A 22,234-nucleotide genomic window follows, 5' to 3' on the forward strand; every position below is an offset into this window, starting at 1 on the left:
ACACGTAGGGCCCGGCCCCAAGTCAGCGATTGAGGTCGAGAAGCGGCACGTCGAGGCCCTCGTACTCCTTCGGAGCAACCGTGGCGATCAGGCCGTCGGTCCCCCATGGCGGGAGATTTCGTACGGCGTGTACGGCTTCTCCCACGCCGGCCGGAATCCCGTCCCTGGCGAACCGCGCGACGGCCGGCGTGGCCGGACAGTCCAGATCAGCGGTGTGGATGATCTCCTGTTGACCGAGCGGGTCGCTGTTTGTACGGGTTCCAGGGTCCCTCAGAGCAGCCGGACCCCCCCCCCGCACCCCTTTGACCTGCCCAGATGCTTCGATCCAGCCCCCAGCGTCCCGCGCGTAAGAGCCTCTGAGCCCCGTTTCGTGGCCCCAAAAGCGACGGCCCCGTGCCCTGCCTCACTGGCGGCGCGGAGGGCTTTTCCCATACCTGGCCGTGATCACTCTGCGCTCAGAATGCGAGAGACGCAGCGTGACGGATCCCGGCAAATTCCCTACAACCAGGCGGTCTTGACGCTGTGCTCCGGCAGGGTGATGGTCGTGCAATCGAGCGCAATCGGATCGACAGAGGGAGAAGTCATGAAGCTACGTTTCCTTGGGATCATCCCGAACACGCCCGTGGACGACTCGCCGACCATCTGGTTGGACGAGGACACGGGAGACCTGTTGATCCAGTCCTACAAGGCCACGGAAGAAGACGTGAAGGCGTGCCAGGAGATCGGCTCGATTCCTGGTCACTCCACGGACGTTCCGGATCACGAGACGATCATCCGGCTTCCGGCAGTCATGCTGAAGTACATCCCGCAACCGGAAGGCGGCAACGGTGAAGTACCCCGTACGTGAGGGACTGGCAAAGGCGCAGCGCTCCGCCGTGCATCTGGAGATGCGCGACAGCTACACCCCGGATGACCCCGAGTTCGCCCGTTGGCGGGATGGTCACCGATACGACAACGATCCTGCGAAGCTGCCCGAGTGGTGGGGGTCCTGGCGGGACCTGGTGGGCGAGATGACGCCGCGCGGAGTCGTGATGCGCCGGGCTCGGATCGTCTCGGAACCGGTCACGGAGTACATCCGGTATGAGCATGACCTGACGTTCGCCAACGTGGCGGCGGGGGAACTGGTGCGTTGGCTGCCGCGCCGCAAGGCGGCTGATATCGCGCTCCCGGGCACCGACCTTTGGATGTTCGACAGCTCGTCGGTGCTGTTCACCTACTTCTCTGGGGACGGCGAAGTTGTGGACCGGGAATGGCGCACGGAGCCCGCCGTTCTGGAGCTGGTCAGCTCGGCCTTTGAAGCGGTGTGGAAACGAGCCACGCCGCACGAGGAGTACAAGCCGGTCTGACACGTCATGCCCGTTTCAGGATCATCGAGTGTCCAGCAAGCCCGGCAAGTCCTTGCCGACCGCCTACGGGAGATGTGCGGGGACGCCGGTCTTGACGGCAAGACCCTCGCTGCGGCGTGCGGCTGGCACCCGTCCAAGGTGTCCCGGATCGCGGCAGCCAAGACCGCACCGTCCGCCGACGACATCCGCGCATGGTGCCGTGCCTGTGGGGCGGAGGACCAGACAGACGACCTGATCGCCTCTCTCCGGGCTGTCGAAGGCATGTGGATCGAGTGGCGGCGGATGGAGCGCACCGGGCTGCGTCGCGCACAGGAAACTGTCCTCCCGCTCTTCGAACGCACTCGGCAGTTCCGGTCGTACTCCTCATGGCTCATCCCCGGGCTGATCCAGACGAGCGGCTACACGGAAGACGTGTTGCGTGCCGTGCGGCGACGGCGGGTCACCGTCGATGACGTGGCGGACGCTGTTGCCGTCCGCATGGAACGTCAGCGCGTGCTCGACGAGGGGCATCGACGCTTCGCGTTCCTGGTTGAGGAGTCGGTCCTACGGAACGGACTTGGTGAGCCGGGCACACAGCTTGAGCAGCTTGAGCACTTGCTCACAGTCGGCTCGCTACCCAACGTCAGCTTGGGCGTGGTGCCCACCCGTCTCGGCCGATCACGGATGCCGGTAGAGGGCTTCTGGATCTACGACAGGGCACAGGTCAACGTCGAACTTGTGTCGGGCTATCTCACGCTCACACAGCCCAGCGAAGTAGGGACGTACGCCGACACGTTCACCATGCTCGCTGACATGGCGGTCTACGGGGCAAGAGCACGCGCGCTGATCACCTCGGCGATGGACTCACTCGGGTGATCGCTCTGCAATCACGTGCAATCGGCTGGGAATTGAGGCTCCGCCGCTCTTAGCGTTGTCACCACACGGACGACGCGAAGGGGGCGGCATGAGCAAGCCAAAGACCTACCCGAGCGAGCCGGTGAAACTGCCGCTGATGAAGAGACGGAACCTCAGCCGGTACCGGGCTGGGCCGGTTGCACCGAGCTGGCGAACGTCCGGGACCGTGCGCGCGGGTGCGGCGACATGACCACCGTAGGGAAAAGAGAGAATCCCATGCAATCCACTGCGACGGACCACAAGCGCATCCCCTGGGGAATCGGTCGGATGCGCCCCTACCCGAGCGTCCACCAGCCCGCGTACGCCACCGCCGAAATCGACCCCACCACCCAGACCGGGGTATTCCGTGACGCGCGCGGTGGCGTCGTGGAGATGGGCAAGCACGGCACCAGCAAGGGAACCGAGACAAGCCCGCAGTCCACCAACCAGGACAGCCGCAACGACACCGACCACGACCAGGACAGCGAGCAGGACTGATGAGTGACGCTGGACCGGTCGCGGTCGTCACCGAAGTGGACGACGTAACCGCCGACATGGTGATCACCGAATTGAACAAGCGCGGTGTTCCGGTCGTACGGTTCGACCTTTCCGATGTCGGTGACCGGCTCTTACTGTCGGCCCGGTTCGGCGCCTGTCCGGCCTCACCAGCCGGCCACCTCCGCACCCCCTCCAGAACCACCACCCTGGAGGGGGTTCGGTCCGTGTACTGGCGCCGTCCCACCTGGCCCCACTTTGACAACCTGGGCGACTCGGACGCCCGGTTCGCGGCGGCGCAGGTCCGTCACGGCCTCGGCGGCACCCTGTACGCCCTGCCGAACTGCCGCTACGTGAACCACCCGCTCCACAACTACGGGGCCGAACACAAACCCCTGCAACTGGCCGTAGCCGAACATCTCGGTCTCACTGTTCCGCCCACCCTGATCTCCAACGACCTGGACGCCATCCGTGCGTTCATCACCGAACACGGCCAGCTCGTCTACAAGGCACTGCGCTGGACCCCTTACCGGCGCAGCGACGGGGTGGGGCTGACCACGTGGACCGAGCCGGTCACCACCAGCGAAGTGGACGAGAACGTGACCGTGGTCCCGCACCTGTTCCAAGCGCGGGTCAACAAGGTCGCAGACGTGCGGGTGGTCGTCGTCGGGCCAAGAGTGTTCGCAATCCGCATCGACTCCGACTTGTTGGACTGGCGCGCGGATTACAGCGCCCTCACGTACAAGCCCATGACCCTCCCCACCGGAGTGGAAAAGGCCCTGACTGCCCACCTGGAACACTTCGGCCTTGCCTCCGGCAGCTTTGACCTGTGCATCACCCGTGACGGTGACCTCCACTGGCTGGAGCTGAACCCGAACGGCCAATGGGGTTGGCTCGAAGACGAAACCGGGCTACCAATCGCATCCGCGTTCGCTGACCTCCTGGAGCAAGGAGCCACACAGTGACCTCTCTCGACCCTGCACGCCTCCGCCGTGCTCTGGCTGACCACCTCGAAGAGGGCGGCATCCTGGAAACCCCCGCATGGCGGAAGGCCGTCGAAGACGTGCCGCGGGAGCTGTTCCTCCCGTCGTTCTTCAAGGACGGGAGTGGCCCAGACGGCATCACCCGGTACACGCCCGTCAGCCGGGATGCCGACGAGGACGAGTGGCTGTCCCTCATCTACAGGAACGAAACCTGGGTGACCCAGATCGATGGCCGCATCACGGCCGACCCCACCAACGGCCCGGTAACCGGCTTCCCCACCTCGTCCTCCACCATGCCCTCCACTGTCGTGGGGATGCTCGAATCCCTGGACGTGGACAAGGACATGAGCGTCCTGGAAATCGGCACCGGCTCCGGCTATTCAACCGGCCTCTTGTGCCACCGCCTGGGAGAGGACAACGTCACCAGCGTGGAAGTGGACCCCGCCGTATCGGAGAGGGCGGACCTATCCCTGGAGGCGGCGGGGTGCTCGACATGGACCGTCACAGGTGACGGCCTCCTCGGACACCCCCGCCGCGCACCGTATGACCGGACCATCGCCACCTGTGCGGTCCGCCGCATCCCGTACGCCTGGGTCAGGCAGACCAAGCCCGGCGGGATCATCCTCGCCACGGTGGGCCCCAGCGCCTGGTCCTACGGCACCGGCCTGGCGAAACTCGCCGTTAAGGACGACGGCACCGCAGAGGGCCGGATCATCGGCCGAACCTCGTTCATGCCCGCCCGAGCGGAGGCAGCCGTCCCATTCTCCGGAGACCTCTCCGCCCGCGCGGCCTACGCCGACATCGAGCGGAAGACCAGCCTCTCCCCCGACGTGCTGAACGACTGGATGCCAGCGTTCCTGGCCCAGCTCGCCGCACCGGGGGCCCAGCTCGTGCGTGCCGTCAGCGACAGCCGAGAGACGGTGTACCTGTTCGACACCGGCCGCGAAGCGTTCGCCGCGCTGACCGCAGATGGAGACGAGTGGACCGTACGGCAGGGCGGGCCAGTGGCCATCTGGGACGCCATCGAAAGCGCGCTGACCGCCTGGCAGGACGCAGGCGAACCGGACATCAGCACTGTCCACCTGGAGGTCAGCCCCGAGGCACACGCCTACTGGATCGGTGAGAAACCGGCTCTCCGCTGGAATCACCAGCACCAGCCACTGAGCGTCTGACCGCGTACGGCCCCCCTGACCGGCCCGGGTCGTCCGCTTCCCCTTCACTGCGTGAAGTCTCCCGCGTGGCAATGCTGCGGTTGTCCGTTCCTGGGAAGTCGTAAACCTGGAACGGCGCTCCGAGCGTCGCGGCAGCGCCTGCCGATAAGGGCACCGCCCGAAGTGTGATGTTGGGTCGTTGGGCAGCAGCCCGCAGGTGGCCAAGCTGCTCGCGCATCACGTCGGGGCTGCCGACTACTACGCGCAGCGCAGCTTCAAGAACGGTGGCCTTGATTTCAGCCTGCTTGAGGGCGTCAACCCCGTACACGCGAAACATCTTCTTGAGCAGATCATCATCCGGCCAACGCTTGCCGGTCTCGATGTAACTCACCTTGTTCTGCGAGCACTTGAGCTTCGCCGCAGCCAACTCCTGAGTCTTGAAACCGGTCCCCATCCGAAGGCGCCGCAGCTCGTCACCGAGATCCCGAAGGAGGGTAAGCGCGTTGACGTTGACGCTCGCTGACACTTCACTCCCTGACGTTGCGGCCCAATCGGGCGGCACTTGCTGCCCCCCCTCGCACAACCGCAGCGTGTAGTCCTCGTCCTGCGCGCCGGAAGGCATGGGTCATGGATCAACGTGGCTACGTCCCAGCAGCCCAGCACTACCCCCGCACAGCGATCGCCGTATCGCTCGCACGCGCCATGGCGGCCCGCGCCTACGCGCCCTTCCCCTGGGTCGACCACGACGTGGTCAAGCTGCTGGTCAGCGAGACCGCCACGAACGCCGTGCTGCACGCCGACGACGGCGGATTGGATCTGATCTGCCACGCTCCGTTCAACGGGGCGATCCAGATCGAATTGCACGACCGGAGCGAGACTCGACCCGTCCGCCATCCACACAGCACATGGGATCAGAACGGCAGGGGGCTGGAGTTGCTCGATCTCCTCACGCCCGGATGGTCCGTCGTCAGAACGATGACCGGCAAGGGCCTGGCCTTCGCTCTGGAAGCGAACCCCGACGACGGCCCGCTCCATTCCCGCTCAACAACACAGGTGTGGTGACGTGTACTTCGAACTCGACGGAAGTGGCCCGCCCCGCCGCCGCACCGGCGTCGCCGGATTCTTCACCCGGCACGTCAACGGCCAACTGACCGTCCTGCTCGCGTCATACGACGGACCCGGGTGCCGTCAAAACTCCTGGCGACTGCCGGGCGGCGACATCCAGGACGACGAGTTCCTACACGAGGCGTATGTGCGTGAGGTCGTGGAGAAAGCCGGCCTCCCGACCGCTTCCTCGCCCGAGGAAATCCTCGTCGTGGACCACGTACCCAGAGGTGTGACCGAAGCCGAAGGCATCGACGTCGTCTTCAAGGGGGGCGAGATCCCCCTCAGTATCGAAACCATCCGACTCACCGCGCCGGACGCAGCGCCCGAACCCGGAGCGACCGCGTACCGATGGGCGACGCCCGGGGATACGGACACCCTCTGCCCCGGACCGGAACGCGACCGCGTCCACTCCGCCCACGAGGCATGGGTCACCGGGCGCACCGCCTACCTCATCTGCGGCGAGCGCTTCACCACCCGGCGGACTTGACGTCCACCGACGGACTCCTTCATCTGGGGATGAAAGTCGGACCGACGCCGGCCCGACGACCGCCCCGCGCGTCACCCCGTCGCGAGCAGGATCACCAGCACCACCAGACCCGCCAGCGCCGGTCCCATCACCTCGTACGCCCAACGCACCTGCGGCGCCCCCCGCGCCGTGTCGCGCGACGCGCAGCGCTCCGCCTGCTCGCGCAGCCCCGCCACCGTGTGATCCGCGTTGGCGGTCCGCGCGCGCGAGTCCGTCACGTCCGCGTTCACCGTCGTCCTGCTGTGCGGGTCGTCGTGCGCCTTCTGCGACTGCCGTCGCGCGGCACGCTTCCGCTTGCGCAGCGAGACCGGCACCGCCCACAACTGATACTTCGCCCCGTCCTGCGTGAACACCTCGCTCGAGTACCCGGCCCGCACATCGGCCACGGACCCCCACGGCACGAGGATCGTGCGGAACGGGTTCCTGATCCGCAGCCGGTCCTCGTTCGCGTACACCGCCGGCCGCAGGGTGAAGGCCACCACCAGCGGCACGGCCAGCAGCAGACCCGCGAGCGCGAGCCACGGCGTCCTGCCGTGGCCCCGCACCAGCGCGTCGATCCCGATCCACGCGCCGAGCGCGAGCAGCAGCACACCGCCGGCGATGGCGGCGGGCGACCGGAAGACGCGCTCTGCGTAGGCCGGCTCGGAGGGCTGATCGGGACTCGTCATGCTTTCGATTCTGCCGTACGCCACCGACAGTCCCGGCACACCGCCCGTACGCCCCGCCGCCCGGCAGCGGCACCCGCACCACCCCACGTGGGCCGCGTCACGCGCTACCGCACCCCCTGTACATGCTGCTACGCGCGTAGATATGCTCATGTGGTGACCATGCCCACGACCGCACCCTCGCCCACCGGCTCCGCCGTGGGCGGTGCCCCCCTCGCTGACGTGACCGCGTCCGACAGCTCGCTGCGCCGGTTCCTCCACGGGCTGCCCGGCGTCGATCCCGTCGGCCTGGAGGCGCGTGCCGCCTCGCTCGGTACGCGCTCGATCAAGACGACGGCCAAGGCGTACGCCATCGACCTGGCCATCTCGATGATCGACCTGACGACCCTCGAAGGCGCCGACACCCCGGGCAAGGTCCGGTCGCTCGCCGCCAAGGCCCTGCGGCCGGACCCGACCGACCGCACCGTCCCGACGACGGCCGCGCTCTGCGTCTACCCGGACATGGTGGCCACCGCCGTCTCCTCGCTCGCCGGGAGCGGCGTGAAGGTCGCCTCCGTCGCGACCGCCTTCCCGGCCGGCCGTACCGCCCTGGCGGTGAAGCTCGCCGACGTACGCGACGCCGTCGCCGCCGGTGCCGACGAGATCGACATGGTGATCGACCGCGGCGCGTTCCTCGCGGGTCATTACCTGAAGGTGTACGAGGAGATCGTGGCCGTGAAGGCCGAGTGCGGCACCGCCCGCCTCAAGGTCATCTTCGAGACCGGCGAGCTGTCCACGTACGACAACATCCGCCGCGCCTCCTGGCTCGGCATGGTCGCCGGCGCGGACTTCATCAAGACGTCGACCGGCAAGGTCGCCGTCAACGCCACCCCGGCCAACACGCTGCTGATGCTTCAGGCCGTACGGGACTTCCGGGCGCAGACCGGCGTCCAGGTGGGTGTGAAGCCCGCCGGCGGCATCCGTACCAGCAAGGACGCGATCAAGTTCCTCGTGCTGGTCAACGAGACCGTGGGCGAGGACTGGCTGGACAACCACTGGTTCCGCTTCGGCGCCTCCAGCCTCCTCAACGACCTGCTGATGCAGCGCCAGAAGCTCTCCACCGGCCGCTACTCCGGCCCTGACTACGTGACGGTGGACTGATACTCCATGGCTTTCGAATACGCACCGGCCCCCGAGTCTCGCTCGGTCGTCGACATCGCGCCGAGCTACGGCCTGTTCATCGACGGCGAGTTCACCGACGCCGCGGACGGCAAGGTCTTCAAGACGGTCTCCCCCGCCACCGAGGAAGTGCTCTCCGAGGTCGCCCGCGCGGGCGCCGAGGACGTCGACCGGGCCGTGAAGGCGGCCCGTAAGGCGTTCGCGAAGTGGTCGGCGCTGCCGGGCGCGGAGCGCGCCAAGTACCTCTTCAGGATCGCCCGGATCATCCAGGAGCGCTCGCGCGAACTGGCCGTCCTGGAAACCCTCGACAACGGCAAGCCGATCCGCGAGACGCGCGACGCGGACCTCCCGCTGGTCGCGGCGCACTTCTTCTACTACGCGGGCTGGGCCGACAAGCTCGACCACGCCGGCTACGGGGCGAACCCGCGCCCCCTCGGCGTCGCCGGCCAGGTCATCCCGTGGAACTTCCCGCTGCTGATGCTCGCGTGGAAGATCGCCCCGGCGCTCGCCACGGGCAACACGGTGGTCCTGAAGCCCGCCGAGACGACCCCGCTCAGCGCTCTGTTCTTCGCGGACATCTGCCGCCAGGCCGGTCTGCCGCGCGGTGTCGTCAACATCCTTCCCGGCTACGGCGACGCGGGCGCCGCGCTGGTCGAGCACGAGGACGTCAACAAGATCGCCTTCACCGGTTCGACGGCCGTCGGCAAGGCCATCGCCCGGCAGATCGCGGGCACGGACAAGAAGGTCACGCTCGAACTCGGCGGCAAGGGCGCCAACATCGTCTTCGACGACGCCCCCGTCGACCAGGCGGTCGAGGGCATCGTCACCGGCATCTTCTTCAACCAGGGCCAGGTCTGCTGCGCCGGATCGCGGCTGCTGGTCCAGGAGTCGGTCCACGACGAGGTGCTTGACTCGCTCAAGCGCCGGCTGTCCACCCTGCGTATCGGCGACCCGCTGGACAAGAACACGGATCTCGGCGCCATCAACTCCGCCGAGCAGTTGGCCCGGATCAGGACGCTGGCCGACGCGGGCGAGGCCGAGGGCGCCGAGCGCTGGTCGCCTCAGTGCGAACTGCCCTCCTCCGGTTACTGGTTCGCGCCCACCCTCTTTACGAATGTCACGCAGGCGCACACCGTCGCGCGCGACGAGATCTTCGGCCCGGTGCTCTCCGTACTGACGTTCCGCACCCCGGACGAGGCGGTGGCCAAGGCCAACAACACGCAGTACGGCCTGTCCGCCGGCATCTGGACGGAGAAGGGCTCGCGCATCCTCGCTGTCGCGAACAAGCTCCGCGCGGGCGTCGTGTGGGCCAACACCTTCAACAAGTTCGACCCGACCTCGCCCTTCGGCGGCTACAAGGAGTCGGGGTACGGCCGCGAGGGCGGTCGCCACGGCCTGGAGGCGTATCTCGATGTCTGAGTCCGAGCGACAGTCCGAGCGGCTGTCCGTCTTCAAGACCTACAAGCTGTACGTCGGGGGCAAGTTCCCCCGCTCCGAGAGCGGCCGGGTGTACGAGGTGACCGACGCAAAGGGCAGATGGCTCGCCAACGCGCCCAAGTCCTCCCGCAAGGACGCCCGTGACGCGGTCTCCGCCGCCCGCAAGGCGTTCGGCGGCTGGTCGGGCGCCACCGCCTACAACAGGGGCCAGGTGCTCTACCGCGTCGCCGAGATGCTGGAGGGCCGCCGCGAGCAGTTCACCGCCGAGGTGGCCGCCTCCGAGGGCATCTCGAAGGCGAAGGCGGCGGCCGTGGTGGCCGCGACCGTCGACCGCTGGGTCTGGTACGCGGGCTGGACGGACAAGATCGGCCAGGTGACGGGCGGCGCCAACCCGGTGGCGGGCCCGTTCTTCAACCTGTCCACGCCGGAGCCCACCGGCGTCGTGACGGTCCTCGCGCCGCAGGACTCGTCCTTCCTCGGTCTGGTCTCGGTCCTCGCCCCGGTGATCGCCACCGGCAACACGGCGGTCGTGATCGCCGGCGAGCGATCCCCGCTGCCCGCCCTGTCCCTGGGCGAGGTGCTGGCCACCTCCGACGTACCGGGCGGCGTCGTCAACATCCTCTCGGGCGGTACGGCGGAGCTGGCCACCCCGCTCGCGTCGCACCAGGACGTCAACGGCATCGATCTGTACGGCGCCGACGAGACGCTGGCCAAGGAGCTGGAGATCGCGGCGGCGGACAACCTCAAGCGGGTGCTGCGCCCGTCCCCGGTGGACTTCTCCGCCGACCCCGGCACCGGGCGTCTGACGGCCTTCCTGGAGACGAAGACCGTCTGGCACCCCACGGGCAGCCTGGGCGCGTCGGGCTCCGGTTACTGAGCCCCGTACCCGCGTGAGTACGTTACGTAAAGAGGCCCGGCCGTCGTCGTGACGGCCGGGCCTCTTTACGTATACGGATGCGGCTACGGCGCTCAGCCGGGCAGCAGCCCCGTCGCCGGTCCCACCAGCGGCAGGTCCTTCAGACCGCCGCCCTCGGTGATCGATTCCGTGACCACCGCCGTCGACAACGGCTTGAAGTCGGCCACCTGCGTGCCGACCGCGTTGTCCAGCGGGTCGACTCCCGTCTTGGCCAGCGGGTTGAGCTGAAGGTTCTTCACCGGCCCCACACCCCCGGCCAGCGAGTGCCCGAGCGCGCCGGTGAGCCCCTCGGCGGCTGCCGCACTGGACTCGGCGAGCGCGCTGTCGGGACCCGACGCGGGCACGGGCGCGGCCGGTGCCGCCTGCGCCGCGGCGCCGCCGAGCCCGATGACCGCGCCCGCCGCGGTGAACGTCAGCCCGGCGCGCACCAGTGCGCGGCGCCGGGCGGTGGGAGCTGAATGACGTGCCATGGGATTCCTGCCTGGGCGAGGGAGACGAGTAAGCGGAATGACACGCACAGTAGTTGAGATGTGACGCTGGATACCAACACCGCAGGCGGGGGTCCCCTGTGAGGGTGTATGCCTCAGACTGGTGTCCCGTGAGTCCCCACCGAACCGCCTCCGCGCGCGTCGTCCTGCTCGCGGGCCCCTCCGGCTCCGGCAAGTCGTCGCTCGCCGCCCGCGCGGGCCTGCCCGTCCTCCGTCTCGACGACTTCTACAAAGAGGGCGACGACCCGACGCTGCCGCTGGTCGCGGGCAGCACGGACATCGACTGGGACTCCGCGCTGTCCTGGGACGCGGACGCGGCGGTCGCCGCCATCCTGGAGCTGTGCCGTACGGGCCGTACGACCGTCCCGGTGTACTCGATCGCCACCAGCTCGCGCGTCGACACCGAGGAGCTGGACATCGGGCGTACGCGGCTGTTCATCGCCGAGGGCATCTTCGCGGCCGATGTCGTGGGGCGCTGCGAGGAGCTGGGGGTGCTGGCGGACGCGCTGTGTCTGCGGGGCCGCCCGTCCACGACGTTCCGCCGCCGGCTGGTGCGGGATCTGCGTGAGGGCCGCAAGTCGGTGGCGTTCCTGCTGCGGCGCGGCTGGCGGCTGATGCGCGCGGAGCGCGGCATCGTCTGCCGTCAGACGGCGCTGGGGGCGTATCCGTGCGCGAAGGCGGAGGCGCTGGGGCGGATCGCCAACGCCGCCGCGGGCAGCACCAGGCCCCGTACGGCGACGAACGACCCGTCCATCCATGCCCATCCGCCCGGCGAACAGCGGCCGTTGAGCCGCTGACGCGCCTGCGCGGGCCGCGCCGAAAGCGGGAAGCGGGAAGCGGGAAGACCCCGGAACGCGCGAAGACCGGACAGGCCCCCCAGCCTGTCCGGTCCTGCTCGGTGCACCCCCGTGCCCCCAACCCCCGTGTCCGTTCCCGCCGTTTCCCCCGAAACGGCGGCCCCTCCCCGGTCCCCCCCGGGTCCTGCTCCCCCGCTGCCTTCAGGCCACCAGCTCGCCGAAGGACTCTTCCTCGTCACGTCCGAAGCTGAGGACATCGTCCTCGCGCAGCCGGCGCAGCGACCGCCAGATGCTCGACTTCACCGTGCCGACACTGATGTTGAGGATGTCCGCGATCTCGGGATCGGTGCGGCCCTCGTAGTAGCGCAGCACCAGCATCGTGCGCTGCGTCTCGGGAAGGCGCGAGAGCGCCTGCCAGAGCACCGTGCGCAACTCCGTACCGCGCATCGCGTCGGTGTCGCCGACCGTCTCCGGCAGCTCCTCCGTCGGGTACTCGTTGAGCTTGCGCCTGCGCCACGCGCTGATGTGCAGGTTGGTCATGGTGCGGCGGAGATAGCCGCCGACGGCCGCCTTGTCGCTGATCCGGTCCCAGGCGCGGTACGTGGAGAACAGCGCGCTCTGGAGCAGGTCCTCCGCCTCGAAGCGGTCGCCGGTCAGATGGTAGGCGGTGGCGTACAGAGAGGCCCGGCGCTCCTGGACGTAGGCGGTGAACGCCGTCTCGGCGTCCGTGGCCCGCGTCGCCTTGGTGCGCTCCCCCGTGGCCTCTCCGTAAGCCGCGCCCTCGTTCCCCCGTGCCTCGGCGTTGTCCGCCGTGGGCGCCGTGGGCGCCGTGATCTTGCGCGCCGCGTCGACCACCGCGATGTACGGCGGTCGGTGCTGACGCCCGGCGCCGCGAACGCACCCCCGCCCGTTCACGGCGCCGGACTTCTCGGTGCTCCGTGTGACGTCGTGGAGACGCGTGATTACTGCGCTTGAGGTTGTGCTGTGCAGTGCGTTCATCTCGCGCCCCCCGCCGGTTGGAGTCTGTTTCTTCCGTCTGCCCAAGAGATTGCCGGGCCAGTTTCATGGGCCTGTCCGCCGACTGTCACAGGCCTGTCACAGGGGTTCCGGATCAGTTCTGGATCTTGGCGGGAGATGTGGTGGAACTGTGGGAGCGCTCCGACTGTCGAACTGTGGTCGCCCCATGGGCCAGAATGACCTCTGTGCCTTTCCTGTTGCTGATCGAGGACGACGACGCCATCCGCACGGCCCTCGAACTCTCGTTGTCACGCCAGGGCCACCGAGTGGCCACCGCGGCGACGGGAGAGGACGGCCTGAATCTGCTGCGAGAACAGCGGCCAGACCTGATCGTTCTGGATGTGATGCTGCCCGGTATTGACGGTTTCGAGGTGTGCCGCCGCATCAGGCGGACCGACCAGTTGCCGATCATTTTGCTGACGGCCCGCAACGACGACATCGATGTGGTCGTCGGGCTGGAATCCGGCGCGGACGACTACGTGGTCAAGCCGGTGCAGGGCCGGGTGCTCGACGCCCGTATCCGGGCCGTCCTGCGGCGCGGGGAGCGGGAGTCGACCGATTCGGCGACCTTCGGCAGCCTGGTCATCGACCGTTCCGCGATGACCGTCACGAAGAACGGTGACGACCTCCAGCTCACACCGACCGAGCTGCGGCTGCTCCTCGAGCTGAGCCGGCGGCCCGGACAGGCGCTGTCCCGGCAGCAGTTGCTGCGCCTGGTGTGGGAGCACGACTACCTGGGCGATTCGCGGCTGGTCGACGCCTGTGTGCAGCGGCTGCGCGCGAAGGTGGAGGACGTGCCGTCGTCGCCGACGTTGATCCGTACGGTACGAGGCGTGGGGTACCGCCTGGACGCGCCTTCGTGAGCGGCGGGCGTACGCGCAAGCGGGCGTTCCTCGCCGGGCTGCGCTGGACGAGTCTGCGGCTGCGGCTGGTCGTCGTCTTCGGGGCGGTCGCGCTGACCGCGGCCGTGTCGGCGTCGGGGATCGCGTACTGGCTCAATCGCGAGTCGGTGCTCTCCCGTACGCAGACGGCGGCGCTCAAGGAGTTCAAGCAGGAGATGCGGGACAAGGCCGCCCAGTTGCCGCTGCGGCCGACCCAGCCCGAACTGGAGTACACGGCACGGCAGATGGCCCACAGCAGCGGCTCGGGGTTCAGCGTGCTGCTGATCGGTGAGCGCGCCGAGGACAAGCCGGTGGCCGGGGTCTCCGACCAGGACGCGTTCACGCTGGACGACGTGCCCCAGTCGCTGCGGACCGCGGTGGACGACCGGCAGAAGGTCACCTCGGGCAACACGTCGCCGTACCACGTCTTCTGGCAGCGCACGGAGCGCGGCGGGACGCCCTATCTGGTCGGCGGCACCCGGATCGTCGGCGGCGGGCCGACCGGTTACGTCTTCCTCTCGCTGGAGCAGGAGCGCGAAGACCTCAACGCGCTGGCGTGGTCGCTGGCGATCGCGACGGGACTGGCGCTCATCGGGTCCGCGCTGCTCGCGCAGGCGGCGGCCACGACCGTGCTGAAGCCGGTGCAGCGGCTCGGTGACGCCGCGCGGCAGCTCGGCGAGGGCAAGCTCGACACCCGGCTGCGGGTGTCGGGGACGGACGAACTGGCCGATCTGTCACGGACGTTCAACCGGGCCGCCGCCTCCCTCCAGAAGAAGATCGCCGACATGAGCGCGCGTGAGGAGTCGAGCCGCCGCTTCGTCGCCGACATGTCGCACGAGCTGCGCACCCCGCTGACCGCCCTGACGGCGGTGACCGAGGTGCTGGAGGACGAGGCGGACACCCTCGACCCGATGATCGCGCCCGCCGTGACGCTGGTCGTCAGCGAGACCCGCAGGCTCAACGACCTGGTGGAGAACCTGATGGAGGTGACCCGCTTCGACGCGGGCACCGCGCGGCTCGTCCTCGACGATGTCGACGTCGCCGACCAGGTCACCGCGTGTATCGACGCGCGGGCCTGGCTGGACGCGGTGGAGCTGGACGCCGAGCGCGGCATGATGGCGCGCCTCGATCCGCGCCGGCTCGATGTGATCCTGGCGAATCTGATCGGCAACGCGCTCAAGCACGGCGGTTCACCGGTGCGGGTGTCGGTGCGCACGGTCGGCGACGAACTGGTCATCGAGGTACGGGACAACGGCCCCGGCATCCCGGAGGCCGTACTGCCGCACGTCTTCGACCGCTTCTACAAGGCGAGCGCGTCACGGCCTCGGTCCGAGGGCAGCGGCCTCGGCCTGTCCATCGCGATGGAGAACGCGCACATCCACGGAGGCGACATCACCGCGGCCAACGCCCCCGAAGGCGGCGCGGTCTTCGTACTGAGGCTGCCGCACGAGATATCCGAGGACTCCTCGCAGGACTACTCGGGGGACTTCTCCGGGGACTTCGACGACGGGAACGAACGGGGAGAGGGAGGCGGGGCGCGATGAGGCCGAGAACGACGGGCCGCCGGTCCCTCGCCGTACTCGCGGGCGCGCTCGCGGTGGCGGGCCTCGCGACGGGCTGCGGCATCAGGACGACCTCGGTACCGGTGGACGCGGGCGCCGCGCCCTCACGGGTGCCGTGCGAGGTGTCGGAGGGGAATCTGACCACCCAGGCGCAGCCGGGGGTCGCGGTCAGGGTGTATCTGGTGTGCGCGTCGGAGCTGGAGCCGGTGGAACGCGCGGCGTCCATCCCGGCCGACAAGGCGCTCGGCGACCGTGTGCAGATGGCTCAGGCGCTCCTGGACGAGTTGGTGGAGCAGCCGTCGGCCACGGAGCAGGACGCGGGCTTCCAGACGTACGTACGCGGGCCTCTGACGGTCTCCGAGGCGCGCTCGGGCGATCCGCTGGGGACGCTGCGGCTGAACCGCCAGCCGGAGGACCTGCCGACGGCCGCGCTGGCGCAGATCGTGTGCACCCTCTCCGAGAGCACGGCGACGGACGGTTCGGTGGTGCTGGGCGGGCCGGGTGCGTACGCCGCGCGCGGCTACCGGTGCGACGACGACACCAAGCGCAACCCCGAGTCGGCCGTACCGACCATGGGTCCGCCGCCGTCCGCTTACTGAGACGGCGGGCGCGGCGGGGCCGCGCGCGGACGGTGTACGGGGTCGGGTGACGGCTTCCGCGTGACACCCGTCTCACGTGGCCCCTCTTTTGGAACTCCCCGGAACCGTTCCCGGCGGTGGCCGCGTCTTGGAAGTCGTGCAGCGCCAAGGTTCGGGCGGCAGTGCCGCTTTCCGCTTCCGCGTGGCGGGGGTCATCCTCCTCCTCGTGCATCTGCTGCTCGTCGCGTGGCTGACGTTGCGCCCGCTGGACGTGGTGTGGGTGACCGCGGCGAACTTCGAGCCACTGGCGGGTATCAAGGCCGATCTGGCCCTCGGGGCGCCCCAGGCGGTCCGGCGGATCGGCGAAGGGCTTCTGCTGCTGGCACCCCTCGGGGTTCTTTTGCCGCTGGTGGGGGGCAAGCTGGCCGTCTCCACCCTGGCGTCGCTGACCCGCACGCTGGCCGCCGGGGCGTTCATCTCGCTGGGGATCGAACTGCTCCAGACCGGCGTTCCCGGACAGGTCGTCGACGTGGACTCGCTGCTGCTCAACACGGTCGGGGTCGGTCTCGCGCATGTGCTGATCGTCCCGGCGGGACGGGCGAAACTGCGGCGTCGGCGCGAGCGCGGGAGCGCACGCGGGCGTGGACGCTGCCGCAGCCGCAGCCGCGGACAGGAGTCGGCGTCGGCGTCGGCACCGGCATCAGCGCCGGCCGCGCGGGACGCGGGGGCCGGATCGGAGAGCGGACTGCGGGAAGAGGCTCCGGCGGGCACTCAGGGCACTCAGAGCACTCAGGGCACCGCCCAGGGCTCTCAGGGGACGACCCCGACGATTACCAGGGTCGGTATCGCCCCGTAGAGCGACGTTTTGTCCAGGCTCCCCGGGCCACCATGGAGTCATCGGGAGCACACCGAGAGGCTCCCGCCACGGACTCGCGAAGGAGCCCATCATGTCCGCGATTGCCCGCCCGAGTCAGGGACGCATGATCGGTGGAGTGTGCGCGGCGCTGGCACGGCGCTTCGGCACCTCCGCGAACACGATGCGTGTGATCTTCCTGGCCTCGTGTCTGCTGCCCGGCCCGCAGTTCCTGCTCTATCTGGCGCTGTGGGTGTTCCTGCCGAGCGAGAAGCACGCGGCGCGGACCGCCGCCTGGTAGGGCCGGTTCACACGAGCGCCGGACGGGCCGTGCTGGGCGGCCCGTCCGGCGCTCGTGTGCGCGGGAGCTAGCCCACGGGCAGCGTGCCCACCGGGAGGCCGCCCAGCAGCCCCGCGAGGGGGCTGGCGGCCATGGCGGTGGACAGCGCCATGGGGGCGGTCCGGGTGACCGTACCGGCTCCGCTGCCGACCGCGTTCTGAGCGGCGGTCAGGCCCTCGGAGGTCCCGTTGGGGAGGCTCTTGGTGAGGGACTCGGTCGGCAGGTTCTTGGTGACGCTGTCCAGGGCGGCCCCGGCGTCGGGAGCGGTGGGCGCGGCGGCGGACGCGCTACCGGCGGCGGTGGCGGCGAAGGCGGCACCGAGAGCGGCGACGCCGAGAGTCTTGGCAGCGGACTGCTTCATGAGGAATTACGTCCCTTGGGGAATGGGGAATGGGAATACGAGCGGCCCCGCAAGTTAGCCATCACCGCACGTCGCCCGCAAACACCCGAAAGCGGGCCGGACAGTGTGTCCCGGCCCGCTTCCGTGGTGCGTCGATCGAATCGCTCAGCCCACAGACTCGCTGGTCGCGGCGGTCTGCTTGAACAGCCATTCGGATTTCAACTCGGCGTATCCGGGCTTGATCACGTCGTTGATCATGGCCAGTCGTTCATCGAAAGGAATGAATGCTGATTTCATCGCATTGACCGAGAACCACTGCATGTCGTCGAGCGTGTAGTCGAACGCCTCGGTCAGCAGCTCGAATTCACGGCTCATACTCGTCCCGCTCATGAGCCGGTTGTCCGTGTTCACGGTCGCCCGGAAATGCAGTTGGCGCAGCAGGCCGATGGGGTGTTCGGCGATCGACGCGGCGGCGCCCGTCTGGAGGTTGGAGCTGGGGCACAGCTCCAGCGGGACGCGCTTGTCGCGTACGTAGGAGGCGAGCCGGCCCAGGGTCACCGAGCCGTCGTCGGCGACCTCGATGTCGTCGATGATGCGCACGCCGTGGCCGAGGCGGTCGGCGCCGCACCACTGGAGGGCCTGCCAGATCGACGGGAGGCCGAACGCCTCCCCCGCGTGGATGGTGAAGTGGTTGTTCTCGCGCTTCAGGAACTCGAACGCGTCGAGGTGGCGGGTGGGCGGGAAGCCCGCCTCCGCGCCGGCGATGTCGAAGCCGACGACGCCCGAGTCCCGGTAGCGGTTGGCGAGTTCGGCGATCTCCAGGGCGCGGGCCGCGTGCCGCATCGCGGTCAGCAGGGCGCCGACGCGGATCCGGTGGCCGGCCTGCCCGGCCCGGCGCTCACCCTCCTGGAAGCCCTCGTTGACGGCCTCCACGACCTCTTCGAGGCTGAGGCCGCCCTCCAGGTGCTGCTCGGGGGCGTAGCGCACCTCCGCGTACACGACACCGTCCCGCGCCAGGTCCTCGGCGCACTCGGCGGCGACCCGGAACAGCGCGTCGCGGGTCTGCATGACGGCGCAGGTGTGCGCGAAGGTCTCCAGATACCGCTCCAGCGAGCCGGAGTCGGCGGACTCGCGGAACCAGAGGCCGAGCTTGTCGGGCTCGCTCTCGGGAAGGCCCTCGTAGCCCGTCTCGCGGGCGAGTTCGACGATCGTGGCGGGGCGCAGGCCCCCGTCGAGATGGTCGTGGAGGAGCACCTTGGGGGCGCGGCGGATCTGGTCGGCCGTAGGCGGTCGGTAGGTCTGGCTCGTCATTTGGGCACTCTAACGCCTACGCGCGTAGAGCGCGTCTCGCCGATACGTAACAGTGACCGTACGTACGGGTGGCGTACACCTCACCTTCTGAGACTGTTCTGCCATGGGACAGCGGGCAGTTCCCGGCCCCGGCGGGCGCACGCCGGGGCGTGGCGCAGGGGTGCGCGGGCGTCGTACACAGGCACGGGCACAACTGGGGCGGGCGGTCTCCGCGCCGACCTCACCACCGGAGGTGGGCGGGGTCGTACTCGTACTGCCGCCGGGCGAGCCGATATCCGCACGTGGGCCCTCCACCCTCGCCTACGCGTCGATGCTGCCACTGGCGCGGACGCTGGCCCGCGCGGGCGCCGGCGAGGGGCTGCTGGTGCATATGGTCCGCTACCGCTCGCGCGGCTGGAACGGCGCCGACGCGCAGTTGTCGGCGGACGCCGGGTGGGCGGCGGACGAGGTCGTACGGCGCTACGGCGACGTGCCGGTGTGTCTGGCCGGGCACGGCATGGGCGGGCGGGCCGCGCTGCGGGCCGCCGGGCATCCGGCCGTCAGCTCGGTGCTGGCGATGGCGCCCTGGCTCCCCGACGAGACGGCGGGCGTGGAACCGGAGCCGGTGACCCAGCTCGCGGGCCGGGAGGTGCTGATCGTGCACGGCACCAACGACGAGCGCAGCGACCCCGAGCTGTCCCTGAAGCTGGCGGAGCGCGCCCGGAAGGCCAACCGGCACACCTGCCGCTTCGAGGTCCATTCGGACGGGCACGCGCTGCGTCAGCATCACAGTGAAGTCCTGGCGCTGGCGGCGGACTTCGTCCTGGGGGCGCTGCTCTCGCGTACGTACTCACGGCCCGTGACGGACGCGCTGGCCGCGCCGCCGCCGCTGGGGCTGCGGATGCCGCTCGCGGCCGGCTTCGGGCGGTCGCTGCGCCGGTAGACCGTGTCCGCAGGCCGTCAACCGGGGTCAGTCGGGCAGCAGATGGCCCCGCCGGGACAGCAGGAAGCGCTTGAAGGCCGCCACGGGCGGGGTGTCGGGGTGGCCGTCGAGCCAGGCGACGCCGACCTCGCGCACCGCGCGGGGCGCGGTGACGCTCAGCTCCACGACACCGGGGCGGGCCACCGCCGGGGGCGGCAGCAGGGCGACGCCGAGGCCAGCCGCGACCAGGCCGCGCAGGGTCTCGGCCTCCTCGCCCTCGAAGGCGACACGCGGCCGGAACCCGGCCTCCGTACAGAGGTCGTCGGTGATCCGGCGCAGCCCGTAACCCGGTTCGAGGGTCACGAACGTCTCGTCGGCCGCCTCCGCGAGGCGGATGCGTCTGCGGCCGGCGAGCCGGTGGTCGTCGGGGACCACCAGGCGCAGCCGCTGTTCGTCCAGGCGGCGGGCGACCAGGTCCGGGGCTTCGGGGACCGGGGAGGTGAGGCACAGGTCCAGCTCGCCCGCGCGGAGGCGTTCGAGCATCGCCTCGCCGTAGTTCTGGACGAGTTGGAAGCGCACGCGCGGATGGTCGGCGCGGAAGGCGCGGATCAGTTCGGGGACGGTCTCGGAGCCCATCGTGTGCAGGAAGCCGAACGCGACCTTGCCGGAGGCGGGGTCGGCGTCGGCGCGTACGGATTCGGCCGCCCTCTCCACCTCGGCGAGCGCGCCTTCCACTGAGGTGAGGAAGGCGCGGCCGGCGGGGGTGAGCGAGACGGTACGGCCCTTGCGGGCGAACAGCGCGACGCCCAGGTCCTGTTCGAGCCGGACCATCGCGCGCGAGAGCGTGGACTGCGGGACGTTCATGTCCTGGGCGGCGCGGGTCACGTGCTCGTGGCGCGCGACGCCCGCGAACTGGGCGAGGCGGGGCGCCAGCAGCGCGGACCAGGAATCGGGGTCGAGCCCGGCGGGAGCCTGGTGGTTCGACGGGGCGGTGTCTTGTGCGTAACTGCTTGATGACAGCCGGGGCCTGGGCCTGCGTTGATGCGCCATGGGAACGATTATGACGATTCCATGCATTGGACGCATGAGATCGGTGTCCGTACGTTCGTCGTATGCCTTCCGTCAGTACCCAGGCACCCGTCACCACGGGTGCCCTCGCCTCCGCGTCCACAGCGTCTTCGCCCGCCGATTCACTGACCCCCGGCCGCCCCGGCTACCGCCGTATGAGCTTCGCTCTCTTCGCCGCCGGGGTCGCCGCCTTCGCGCTGCTGTACTCGACACAGGCGCTGCTGCCCGCCATCTCCGCCGACCTCGGTGTGACGGCGGGGCAGGCCAGTTGGACGGTGTCGGCGGCCACCGGCGCGCTCGCGCTGTTCGTCCTGCCGCTCAGCGCGCTGTCCGAACGCTTCGGCCGGCGCACGCTGATGACCGTCTCACTGACGGTCGCGGTGGTCGTCGGGCTGCTCGTGCCGTTCGCGCCCAACCTTGAGTGGCTGATCGCGCTGCGCGCGGTCCAGGGCGCGGCGCTGGCCGGGCTGCCCGCCTCCGCGATGGCGTATCTCGCGGAGGAGGTACGGCCCAAGGCGCTGGTCGGCGCGATCGGGCTGTTCGTCGCGGGCAACAGCATCGGCGGCATGAGCGGGCGCGTCGTGGCCGGCTGGATCAGCCAACTGTGGGGCTGGCGCGCCGCGCTCGCGGCGGTCGGGCTGATCGCGCTGGTGTGCGCGGTGGTCTTCCGCGTACTGCTCCCCAAGGCCCGCCACTTCACGCCGGGGACACTGAACCCGCGCGCGCTGGCGAAGACGGTCGGCGGTCATCTGGCCGATCCGCTGCTGCGCAGGCTGTACGCGATCGGCGCGCTGTTCATGACCGTGTTCGGCGCGGTCTACACGGCGATCGGATTCCGGCTCGTTCAGGCGCCGTTCGACCTCCCGCAGGGCGTGATCGGTTCGATCTTCCTGGTCTATCTCGTCGGTACGGTCTCCTCCGCCGCCGCCGGGAAGCTGGTGGCACGGCTGGGGCGGCGCGGCGCGCTGTATCTGGCGGTCGGGACGACGGCGGCGGGTCTGCTGCTGTCGCTGGCCGATTCGCTCGGCGCCGTACTGCTCGGCCTGGTCCTGATCACCGCGGGCTTCTTCGCGGGCCACGCCGTCGCCTCGTCGGCGGTGAGCCGTACGGCCAAGACGGGCCGCGCGCAGGCGTCGGCGCTCTACCAGAGCGCGTACTACGTGGGCAGCAGCGCGGGCGGCACGCTGGGCGCTGTGGCCTTCCACACGGGCGGCTGGGGAGCGACGGCGGCGCTGGGACTGCTCGCGGTGCTCGGGGTGGTCTCGGTGACGCTGTACGGGACGCTCGCGGCGCGCGTGGAACAGCGGGCCCTCGCGACGGCGGCGGGGCGGTAGCCGGGGCGGCCGGGCGGCAGCGCCTGCCGGGGCACCCTCGAACGGGGCTGGTCACCCGTGCGCGACCTGGGAGTTTTCGCCGTAGCACGGCGATTGTCAGTGGGCTG

General features: G+C 69.7%; 25 protein-coding genes and 1 pseudogene. 19 read left to right on the forward strand and 7 right to left on the reverse strand.

Features of this window, described 5'->3' with window-relative positions; translation table 11 throughout:
- Positions 1–583: 583 nt before the first annotated feature.
- The 6 genes from OG329_RS14040 to tgmC all read left to right on the forward strand — a co-directional run bounded on the left by OG329_RS14040 (position 584) and on the right by tgmC (position 4,869).
- The gene (locus OG329_RS14040; RefSeq protein WP_405801824.1) at positions 584–847 is read left to right on the forward strand and encodes a hypothetical protein; all 264 of its coding nucleotides are present in this window, start codon (positions 584–586) and stop codon (positions 845–847) included.
- Positions 828–1,346 (forward strand): DUF6879 family protein, encoded by a 519-nt coding sequence (locus OG329_RS14045; protein WP_405795351.1) that lies wholly within the window; start codon positions 828–830, stop codon positions 1,344–1,346. The genes OG329_RS14040 and OG329_RS14045 overlap by 20 nt, the downstream gene beginning before the upstream one ends.
- 6 nt (positions 1,347–1,352) lie before the next feature.
- Positions 1,353–2,201 (forward strand): helix-turn-helix domain-containing protein, encoded by an 849-nt coding sequence (locus OG329_RS14050; RefSeq protein WP_405795352.1) that lies wholly within the window; start codon positions 1,353–1,355, stop codon positions 2,199–2,201.
- Positions 2,202–2,456: 255 nt separating this feature from the next.
- A complete protein-coding gene (gene tgmA / locus OG329_RS14055) occupies positions 2,457–2,717 on the forward strand; it encodes a putative ATP-grasp-modified RiPP (protein WP_405795353.1) in 261 nt (86 codons plus the stop codon).
- Positions 2,717–3,679: an ATP-grasp ribosomal peptide maturase gene (gene tgmB, locus OG329_RS14060; protein WP_405795355.1), complete on the forward strand. Its 963-nt coding sequence runs from the start codon at positions 2,717–2,719 to the stop codon at positions 3,677–3,679. The genes tgmA and tgmB overlap by 1 nt, the downstream gene beginning before the upstream one ends.
- Positions 3,676–4,869 (forward strand): ATP-grasp peptide maturase system methyltransferase, encoded by a 1,194-nt coding sequence (gene tgmC, locus OG329_RS14065; RefSeq protein WP_405795357.1) that lies wholly within the window; start codon positions 3,676–3,678, stop codon positions 4,867–4,869. Before tgmB ends, tgmC begins: the two co-directional genes overlap by 4 nt.
- Here the strand turns inward: tgmC and OG329_RS14070 are convergent.
- On the reverse strand, positions 4,787–5,470 hold the full coding sequence (locus OG329_RS14070; protein ID WP_405795359.1) for a Scr1 family TA system antitoxin-like transcriptional regulator: 684 nt from the start codon (positions 5,468–5,470) through the stop codon (positions 4,787–4,789). The two genes, tgmC and OG329_RS14070, sit on opposite strands and share 83 nt — an antisense overlap.
- Positions 5,471–5,475: 5 nt before the next feature.
- Between OG329_RS14070 and OG329_RS14075 the strand changes: the two genes are divergently transcribed.
- A complete protein-coding gene (locus tag OG329_RS14075) occupies positions 5,476–5,910 on the forward strand; it encodes an ATP-binding protein (RefSeq protein ID WP_405795360.1) in 435 nt (144 codons plus the stop codon).
- Between the two features lies 1 nt (position 5,911).
- Positions 5,912–6,442 carry an NUDIX domain-containing protein gene (locus tag OG329_RS14080; protein ID WP_405795362.1) on the forward strand — a complete coding sequence of 177 codons (531 nt, stop codon included), beginning with the start codon at positions 5,912–5,914 and terminating at the stop codon, positions 6,440–6,442.
- A gap of 71 nt (positions 6,443–6,513) precedes the next feature.
- On the opposite strand, the gene OG329_RS14085 is transcribed toward OG329_RS14080, so the two are convergent.
- Complete coding sequence (locus tag OG329_RS14085; RefSeq protein WP_405795364.1) at positions 6,514–7,149, reverse strand: PH domain-containing protein; 636 nt, start codon at positions 7,147–7,149, stop codon at positions 6,514–6,516.
- Positions 7,150–7,308: 159 nt separating this feature from the next.
- Between OG329_RS14085 and deoC the strand changes: the two genes are divergently transcribed.
- Genes deoC through OG329_RS14100 form a run of 3 tightly spaced genes read left to right on the forward strand, consistent with a single transcriptional unit; the run spans position 7,309 to position 10,618 of the window.
- The gene (gene deoC / locus OG329_RS14090; RefSeq protein ID WP_405801825.1) at positions 7,309–8,286 is read left to right on the forward strand and encodes a deoxyribose-phosphate aldolase; all 978 of its coding nucleotides are present in this window, start codon (positions 7,309–7,311) and stop codon (positions 8,284–8,286) included.
- Between the two features lie 6 nt (positions 8,287–8,292).
- The gene (locus OG329_RS14095; RefSeq protein ID WP_405795365.1) at positions 8,293–9,723 is read left to right on the forward strand and encodes an aldehyde dehydrogenase family protein; all 1,431 of its coding nucleotides are present in this window, start codon (positions 8,293–8,295) and stop codon (positions 9,721–9,723) included.
- Entirely contained in the window at positions 9,716–10,618 is a 903-nt protein-coding gene (locus tag OG329_RS14100; RefSeq protein ID WP_405795366.1) for an aldehyde dehydrogenase family protein, read from the forward strand. The genes OG329_RS14095 and OG329_RS14100 overlap by 8 nt, the downstream gene beginning before the upstream one ends.
- 92 nt (positions 10,619–10,710) lie before the next feature.
- Here the strand turns inward: OG329_RS14100 and OG329_RS14105 are convergent, their stop codons facing one another.
- The gene (locus OG329_RS14105) at positions 10,711–11,127 is read right to left on the reverse strand and encodes a hypothetical protein (RefSeq protein WP_405795368.1); all 417 of its coding nucleotides are present in this window, start codon (positions 11,125–11,127) and stop codon (positions 10,711–10,713) included.
- 60 nt (positions 11,128–11,187) lie between these two features.
- On the opposite strand from OG329_RS14105, the pseudogene OG329_RS14110 reads away from it, so the two are divergent.
- Positions 11,188–11,942, forward strand: a pseudogene (locus tag OG329_RS14110) (uridine kinase).
- Between the two features lie 201 nt (positions 11,943–12,143).
- Here the strand turns inward: OG329_RS14110 and OG329_RS14115 are convergent.
- Entirely contained in the window at positions 12,144–12,941 is a 798-nt protein-coding gene (locus OG329_RS14115) for a SigE family RNA polymerase sigma factor (RefSeq protein WP_405795369.1), read from the reverse strand.
- 203 nt (positions 12,942–13,144) lie between these two features.
- Between OG329_RS14115 and afsQ1 the strand changes: the two genes are divergently transcribed.
- The 5 genes from afsQ1 (at position 13,145) to OG329_RS14140 (ending at position 17,134) form a co-directional block, all read left to right on the forward strand.
- Positions 13,145–13,822: a two-component system response regulator AfsQ1 gene (gene afsQ1 / locus OG329_RS14120; RefSeq protein WP_405801826.1), complete on the forward strand. Its 678-nt coding sequence runs from the start codon at positions 13,145–13,147 to the stop codon at positions 13,820–13,822.
- Complete coding sequence (locus OG329_RS14125) at positions 13,819–15,384, forward strand: ATP-binding protein (RefSeq protein WP_405795370.1); 1,566 nt, start codon at positions 13,819–13,821, stop codon at positions 15,382–15,384. Before afsQ1 ends, OG329_RS14125 begins: the two co-directional genes overlap by 4 nt.
- Positions 15,381–16,001, forward strand: a complete 621-nt coding sequence (locus OG329_RS14130) for a hypothetical protein (RefSeq protein WP_405795371.1) — start codon at positions 15,381–15,383, stop codon at positions 15,999–16,001. Before OG329_RS14125 ends, OG329_RS14130 begins: the two co-directional genes overlap by 4 nt.
- Positions 16,002–16,137: 136 nt before the next feature.
- A complete protein-coding gene (locus tag OG329_RS14135; protein WP_405801827.1) occupies positions 16,138–16,836 on the forward strand; it encodes a VanZ family protein in 699 nt (232 codons plus the stop codon).
- A 91-nt stretch (positions 16,837–16,927) separates the two neighbouring features.
- A complete protein-coding gene (locus OG329_RS14140; RefSeq protein ID WP_405795373.1) occupies positions 16,928–17,134 on the forward strand; it encodes a PspC domain-containing protein in 207 nt (68 codons plus the stop codon).
- 67 nt (positions 17,135–17,201) lie between these two features.
- Here the strand turns inward: OG329_RS14140 and OG329_RS14145 are convergent, their stop codons facing one another.
- Complete coding sequence (locus tag OG329_RS14145; protein ID WP_405795375.1) at positions 17,202–17,534, reverse strand: ATP-binding protein; 333 nt, start codon at positions 17,532–17,534, stop codon at positions 17,202–17,204.
- A gap of 144 nt (positions 17,535–17,678) precedes the next feature.
- The gene (locus tag OG329_RS14150; RefSeq protein ID WP_405795376.1) at positions 17,679–18,824 is read right to left on the reverse strand and encodes an adenosine deaminase; all 1,146 of its coding nucleotides are present in this window, start codon (positions 18,822–18,824) and stop codon (positions 17,679–17,681) included.
- A gap of 103 nt (positions 18,825–18,927) precedes the next feature.
- Between OG329_RS14150 and OG329_RS14155 the strand changes: the two genes are divergently transcribed.
- Positions 18,928–19,746 carry an alpha/beta hydrolase gene (locus tag OG329_RS14155; protein ID WP_405795377.1) on the forward strand — a complete coding sequence of 273 codons (819 nt, stop codon included), beginning with the start codon at positions 18,928–18,930 and terminating at the stop codon, positions 19,744–19,746.
- Between the two features lie 27 nt (positions 19,747–19,773).
- Here OG329_RS14155 and OG329_RS14160 read toward each other — a convergent pair whose 3' ends face one another.
- Positions 19,774–20,775 (reverse strand): LysR family transcriptional regulator, encoded by a 1,002-nt coding sequence (locus OG329_RS14160; protein ID WP_405795378.1) that lies wholly within the window; start codon positions 20,773–20,775, stop codon positions 19,774–19,776.
- A gap of 62 nt (positions 20,776–20,837) precedes the next feature.
- On the opposite strand from OG329_RS14160, the gene OG329_RS14165 reads away from it, so the two are divergent.
- Positions 20,838–22,127, forward strand: coding sequence for an MFS transporter (locus tag OG329_RS14165; protein WP_405795380.1), 1,290 nt, complete (start codon positions 20,838–20,840; stop codon positions 22,125–22,127).
- The last annotated feature ends 107 nt before the right edge of the window (positions 22,128–22,234 follow it).

This window comes from Streptomyces sp. NBC_01506 (assembly GCF_045040295.1).
Taxonomy (GTDB): Bacteria; Actinomycetota; Actinomycetes; order Streptomycetales; family Streptomycetaceae; genus Streptomyces.

Bases quoted from the DNA above. Each gene is read 5' to 3' on its own strand.
- OG329_RS14130 (WP_405795371.1), top strand. From the start codon at position 15,381: ATGAGGCCGAGAACGACGGGCCGCCGGTCCCTCGCCGTACTCGCGGGC.
- tgmB (WP_405795355.1), top strand. From the start codon at position 2,717: ATGAGTGACGCTGGACCGGTCGCGGTCGTCACCGAAGTGGACGACGTA.
- OG329_RS14075 (WP_405795360.1), top strand. From the start codon at position 5,476: ATGGATCAACGTGGCTACGTCCCAGCAGCCCAGCACTACCCCCGCACA.
- OG329_RS14105 (WP_405795368.1), bottom strand. From the start codon at position 11,127: ATGGCACGTCATTCAGCTCCCACCGCCCGGCGCCGCGCACTGGTGCGC.
- OG329_RS14160 (WP_405795378.1), bottom strand. From the start codon at position 20,775: ATGGCGCATCAACGCAGGCCCAGGCCCCGGCTGTCATCAAGCAGTTAC.
- OG329_RS14050 (WP_405795352.1), top strand. From the start codon at position 1,353: ATGCCCGTTTCAGGATCATCGAGTGTCCAGCAAGCCCGGCAAGTCCTT.
- OG329_RS14085 (WP_405795364.1), bottom strand. From the start codon at position 7,149: ATGACGAGTCCCGATCAGCCCTCCGAGCCGGCCTACGCAGAGCGCGTC.
- OG329_RS14115 (WP_405795369.1), bottom strand. From the start codon at position 12,941: ATGAACGCACTGCACAGCACAACCTCAAGCGCAGTAATCACGCGTCTC.
- OG329_RS14150 (WP_405795376.1), bottom strand. From the start codon at position 18,824: ATGACGAGCCAGACCTACCGACCGCCTACGGCCGACCAGATCCGCCGC.
- OG329_RS14040 (WP_405801824.1), top strand. From the start codon at position 584: ATGAAGCTACGTTTCCTTGGGATCATCCCGAACACGCCCGTGGACGAC.
- OG329_RS14155 (WP_405795377.1), top strand. From the start codon at position 18,928: ATGGGACAGCGGGCAGTTCCCGGCCCCGGCGGGCGCACGCCGGGGCGT.
- OG329_RS14145 (WP_405795375.1), bottom strand. From the start codon at position 17,534: ATGAAGCAGTCCGCTGCCAAGACTCTCGGCGTCGCCGCTCTCGGTGCC.
- OG329_RS14095 (WP_405795365.1), top strand. From the start codon at position 8,293: ATGGCTTTCGAATACGCACCGGCCCCCGAGTCTCGCTCGGTCGTCGAC.
- OG329_RS14165 (WP_405795380.1), top strand. From the start codon at position 20,838: ATGCCTTCCGTCAGTACCCAGGCACCCGTCACCACGGGTGCCCTCGCC.
- OG329_RS14070 (WP_405795359.1), bottom strand. From the start codon at position 5,470: ATGCCTTCCGGCGCGCAGGACGAGGACTACACGCTGCGGTTGTGCGAG.
- tgmA (WP_405795353.1), top strand. From the start codon at position 2,457: ATGCAATCCACTGCGACGGACCACAAGCGCATCCCCTGGGGAATCGGT.
- OG329_RS14140 (WP_405795373.1), top strand. From the start codon at position 16,928: ATGTCCGCGATTGCCCGCCCGAGTCAGGGACGCATGATCGGTGGAGTG.
- deoC (WP_405801825.1), top strand. From the start codon at position 7,309: ATGCCCACGACCGCACCCTCGCCCACCGGCTCCGCCGTGGGCGGTGCC.
- OG329_RS14100 (WP_405795366.1), top strand. From the start codon at position 9,716: ATGTCTGAGTCCGAGCGACAGTCCGAGCGGCTGTCCGTCTTCAAGACC.